The organism is Microbacterium yannicii PS01, from assembly GCF_000304335.1.
GTDB lineage: Bacteria > Actinomycetota > Actinomycetes > Actinomycetales > Microbacteriaceae > Microbacterium > Microbacterium yannicii_A.
In genome coordinates this window covers 1-5,559 of record NZ_CAJF01000059.1, presented here as the reverse complement: position 1 = coordinate 5,559, position 5,559 = coordinate 1, and the positions used below count along the sequence as shown (strand labels likewise).

The 5,559-nt window shown below is 55.1% G+C and carries 3 rRNA genes; all 3 read left to right on the top strand.

Features of this window, described 5'->3' with window-relative positions:
- The first annotated feature begins 234 nt into the window (after positions 1–234).
- The 3 genes from WYM_RS18670 to rrf all read left to right on the top strand — a co-directional run bounded on the left by WYM_RS18670 (position 235) and on the right by rrf (position 5,509).
- Positions 235–1,756, top strand: a 16S ribosomal RNA gene (locus tag WYM_RS18670).
- A gap of 416 nt (positions 1,757–2,172) precedes the next feature.
- Positions 2,173–5,277, top strand: a 23S ribosomal RNA gene (locus WYM_RS18665).
- Between the two features lie 115 nt (positions 5,278–5,392).
- A 5S ribosomal RNA gene (gene rrf / locus WYM_RS18660) occupies positions 5,393–5,509 on the top strand.
- The 16S, 23S and 5S rRNA genes sit together here, the layout of an rRNA operon.
- Positions 5,510–5,559: the final 50 nt, after the last annotated feature.

Sequence of the window (5,559 nt, the reverse complement as noted above, 5' to 3'; positions counted from 1 at the left end):
TAAGATTGTGAAGTTGCCCTTCTGGGCTGGCTGCCTTTGGTGGTTGGGTCTGGTTGGTGTGTCTGATCCTTGAGAACTCAACAGCGTGCACTTGTCAAATGCCAAATAACCTCGTCCCGGTTTTGCCGGGTTGAGATTCCTTTGGATCAATTTAATGGATGTCAGTGACATTTGTTTTTGGTCAGTTTCGAACTCGCTGCATGGTCATTTTCCTGGTTGTGTATGCATTTTTTCTTTATGGAGAGTTTGATCCTGGCTCAGGATGAACGCTGGCGGCGTGCTTAACACATGCAAGTCGAACGATGAAGCCCAGCTTGCTGGGTGGATTAGTGGCGAACGGGTGAGTAACACGTGAGCAACCTGCCCCTGACTCTGGGATAAGCGCTGGAAACGGCGTCTAATACTGGATATGAGCCTTCCACGCATGTGGGGGGTTGGAAAGATTTTTTGGTTGGGGATGGGCTCGCGGCCTATCAGCTTGTTGGTGAGGTAATGGCTCACCAAGGCGTCGACGGGTAGCCGGCCTGAGAGGGTGACCGGCCACACTGGGACTGAGACACGGCCCAGACTCCTACGGGAGGCAGCAGTGGGGAATATTGCACAATGGGCGGAAGCCTGATGCAGCAACGCCGCGTGAGGGATGACGGCCTTCGGGTTGTAAACCTCTTTTAGCAAGGAAGAAGCGAAAGTGACGGTACTTGCAGAAAAAGCGCCGGCTAACTACGTGCCAGCAGCCGCGGTAATACGTAGGGCGCAAGCGTTATCCGGAATTATTGGGCGTAAAGAGCTCGTAGGCGGTTTGTCGCGTCTGCTGTGAAATCCCGAGGCTCAACCTCGGGCCTGCAGTGGGTACGGGCAGACTAGAGTGCGGTAGGGGAGATTGGAATTCCTGGTGTAGCGGTGGAATGCGCAGATATCAGGAGGAACACCGATGGCGAAGGCAGATCTCTGGGCCGTAACTGACGCTGAGGAGCGAAAGGGTGGGGAGCAAACAGGCTTAGATACCCTGGTAGTCCACCCCGTAAACGTTGGGAACTAGTTGTGGGGTCCTTTCCACGGATTCCGTGACGCAGCTAACGCATTAAGTTCCCCGCCTGGGGAGTACGGCCGCAAGGCTAAAACTCAAAGGAATTGACGGGGACCCGCACAAGCGGCGGAGCATGCGGATTAATTCGATGCAACGCGAAGAACCTTACCAAGGCTTGACATACACGAGAACACCCTAGAAATAGGGGACTCTTTGGACACTCGTGAACAGGTGGTGCATGGTTGTCGTCAGCTCGTGTCGTGAGATGTTGGGTTAAGTCCCGCAACGAGCGCAACCCTCGTTCTATGTTGCCAGCACGTAATGGTGGGAACTCATGGGATACTGCCGGGGTCAACTCGGAGGAAGGTGGGGATGACGTCAAATCATCATGCCCCTTATGTCTTGGGCTTCACGCATGCTACAATGGCCGGTACAAAGGGCTGCAATACCGTGAGGTGGAGCGAATCCCAAAAAGCCGGTCCCAGTTCGGATTGAGGTCTGCAACTCGACCTCATGAAGTCGGAGTCGCTAGTAATCGCAGATCAGCAACGCTGCGGTGAATACGTTCCCGGGTCTTGTACACACCGCCCGTCAAGTCATGAAAGTCGGTAACACCTGAAGCCGGTGGCCCAACCCTTGTGGAGGGAGCCGTCGAAGGTGGGATCGGTAATTAGGACTAAGTCGTAACAAGGTAGCCGTACCGGAAGGTGCGGCTGGATCACCTCCTTTCTAAGGAGCATCTGGCACTCTTTTTGGGTGTCCAGGCGCCGTGTCGAGCGAATGTCTCGTCCGGTTGCTCATGGGTGGAACATTTGACGAGGCTCTCATCGGAGATGTCTGGGGTTAGTACGCCGCGCTTGCGTGGTTGGAAGGTTCTGGGTGTGTCGGGTGGGGGCGTGCACGCTGTTGGGTCCTGAGGGACCGGGCGCAGGAATGCGTTTCCGTTTCTTCTGGGCTCGTCCTGGTGGCTGGTTTGGCTGGTCTTCCGGGGTGGGTACCGCCCGTACTTTGAGAACTACACAGTGGACGCGAGCATCTTTGAACCGACCTTCGGGTTGGTTCGGAAAAGATGATCTTAAAGATCATTAGTCAATTTCGACGCAGGCCTTCGGGTCTGTGTTTTCGATTCTGATTTTGGACTCATGTATCAAGTCTTTAAGAGCAAACGGTGGATGCCTTGGCATCTGGAGCCGAAGAAGGACGTAGCAATCTGCGATAAGCCTCGGGGAACTGATAAGCAAGTTTTGATCCGAGGGTGTCCGAATGGGGAAACCCCGCTGGGCGGCGTGCCGACCTAGTGACTCCCGCCTGAATATATAGGGCGGGTAGAGGGAACGCGGGGAAGTGAAACATCTCAGTACCCGCAGGAAGAGAAAGCAACAGCGATTCCGTGAGTAGTGGCGAGCGAAATCGGATCAGGCTAAACCGAGTACGTGTGATATCCGGCAGGAGTTGCGTATTCGGGGTTGTGGGACTTTCCATATCACTCTGCCGAGTGGTGAGCGTGATGCGTCGATATAGGTGAACGGTCTTGAAAGGCCGGCCATAGTGGGTGCCAGCCCCGTAACCGAAATGTCGGACGCAGCGCGGAGAGTATCCCAAGTAGCTCGGGGCCCGAGAAATCCCGTGTGAATCTGTCAGGACCACCTGATAAGCCTAAATACTCCCAGATGACCGATAGCGGACAAGTACCGTGAGGGAAAGGTGAAAAGTACCCCGGGAGGGGAGTGAAATAGTACCTGAAACCGTTTGCTTACAAACCGTTGGAGCCTCCTTAGTAGGGGTGACAGCGTGCCTTTTGAAGAATGAGCCTGCGAGTTAGCGATATGTGGCGAGGTTAACCCGTGTGGGGTAGCCGTAGCGAAAGCGAGTCTGAATAGGGCGATTGAGTCGCATGTCCTAGACCCGAAGCGAAGTGATCTATCCATGGCCAGGCTGAAGCGACGGTAAGACGTCGTGGAGGGCCGAACCCACTTAGGTTGAAAACTGAGGGGATGAGCTGTGGATAGGGGTGAAAGGCCAATCAAACTTCGTGATAGCTGGTTCTCTCCGAAATGCATTTAGGTGCAGCGTTGCGTGTTTCTTGCCGGAGGTAGAGCTACTGGATGGCCGATGGGCCCTACAAGGTTACTGACGTCAGCCAAACTCCGAATGCCGGTAAGTGAGAGCGCAGCAGTGAGACTGTGGGGGATAAGCTTCATAGTCGAGAGGGAAACAACCCAGACCACCAACTAAGGTCCCTAAGCGCGTGCTAAGTGGGAAAGGATGTGGAGTTGCTTAGACAACCAGGAGGTTGGCTTAGAAGCAGCCACCCTTGAAAGAGTGCGTAATAGCTCACTGGTCAAGTGATTCCGCGCCGACAATGTAACGGGGCTCAAGCACGCCACCGAAGTTGTGGCATTGACATTATTGGTAGGCCTTCGTGGTCCAGCCGTGTTGATGGGTAGGAGAGCGTCGTGTGGCGAGTGAAGCGGCGGGGTGACCCAGCCGTGGACGCCACACGAGTGAGAATGCAGGCATGAGTAGCGAAAGACGTGTGAGAAACACGTCCTCCGAAAGACCAAGGGTTCCAGGGTCAAGCTAATCTTCCCTGGGTAAGTCGGGACCTAAGGCGAGGCCGACAGGCGTAGTCGATGGACAACGGGTTGATATTCCCGTACCGGCGAAGAACCGCCCCAATCAATCCAGTAATGCTAAGTGTCTGAATCCCAGTGACTGATCCCTTCGGGGTGACGCGCTGGGCCTAGCGCACGACCCTATGCTGGTGCGGTTAGCGTATTAACAGGTGTGACGCAGGAAGGTAGCCCAACCCGGGCGATGGTTGTCCCGGGGCAAGTGCGTAGGCCGAACGGTAGGCAAATCCGCCGTTCATACAGGCTGAGACACGATGCGGATGAAAAGTGGGTGATCCTATGCTGCCAAGAAAAGCATCGACGCGAGGTTCTAGCCGCCCGTACCCCAAACCGACTCAGGTGGTCAGGTAGAGAATACCAAGGAGATCGAGAGAATCGTGGTTAAGGAACTCGGCAAAATGCCCCCGTAACTTCGGGAGAAGGGGGGCCATCCGCTTATACCGTCTTGCACGGGAAAGGGCGTGGTGGCCGCAGAGACTAGTGGGTAGCGACTGTTTACTAAAAACACAGGTCCGTGCCAAGTCGCAAGACGATGTATACGGACTGACGCCTGCCCGGTGCTGGAAGGTTAAGAGGACCGGTTAGCCGCAAGGCGAAGCTGAGAATTTAAGCCCCAGTAAACGGCGGTGGTAACTATAACCATCCTAAGGTAGCGAAATTCCTTGTCGGGTAAGTTCCGACCTGCACGAATGGCGTAACGACTTCCCAACTGTCTCAACCGCGAACTCGGCGAAATTGCATTACGAGTAAAGATGCTCGTTACGCGCAGCAGGACGGAAAGACCCCGTGACCTTTACTACAGCTTGGTATTGGTGTTCGGTGTGGCTTGTGTAGGATAGGTGGGAGACTGTGAAGCGGATACGCCAGTATTCGTGGAGTCGTTGTTGAAATACCACTCTGGTCACTCTGGATGTCTAACTTCGAACCGTAATCCGGTTCAGGGACAGTGCCTGGTGGGTAGTTTAACTGGGGCGGTTGCCTCCCAAAAAGTAACGGAGGCGCCCAAAGGTTCCCTCAACCTGGTTGGCAATCAGGTGGCGAGTGTAAGTGCACAAGGGAGCTTGACTGTGAGACTGACAGGTCGAGCAGGGACGAAAGTCGGGACTAGTGATCCGGCAGTGGCTTGTGGAAGCGCTGTCGCTCAACGGATAAAAGGTACCTCGGGGATAACAGGCTGATCTTGCCCAAGAGTCCATATCGACGGCATGGTTTGGCACCTCGATGTCGGCTCGTCGCATCCTGGGGCTGGAGTAGGTCCCAAGGGTTGGGCTGTTCGCCCATTAAAGCGGTACGCGAGCTGGGTTTAGAACGTCGTGAGACAGTTCGGTCCCTATCCGCTGCGCGCGTAGGAAGTTTGAGAGGATCTGACCCTAGTACGAGAGGACCGGGTTGGACGAACCTCTGGTGTGTCAGTTGTTCCGCCAGGAGCACCGCTGATTAGCTACGTTCGGGATGGATAACCGCTGAAAGCATCTAAGCGGGAAGCCGGCCTCAAGATGAGACTTCCATACCTTCGGGTGAGAGGCTCCCAGCCAGACTACTGGGTTGATAGGCCAGATGTGGAAGCACGGCAACGTGTGCAGCTGACTGGTACTAATAAGCCGATGACTTGATAACACCACCAACTTTTTCTGGTGCACGCGTCCACTGAGTGGTTCCCGATGTACGGTCGGGACACCACACACAACAACACGACTTTTGTTTGTGTGTACGACTGAAACATCAAGAGAGTTTCGGCGGCCATAGCGAGAGGGAAACGCCCGGTCCCATTCCGAACCCGGAAGCTAAGCCTCCCAGCGCCGATGGTACTGCAGGGGAGACCCTGTGGGAGAGTAGGACACCGCCGGACACCCATTACCGAAATGGCCACCCAACGCAGGGTGGCCATTTCGCGTTAAC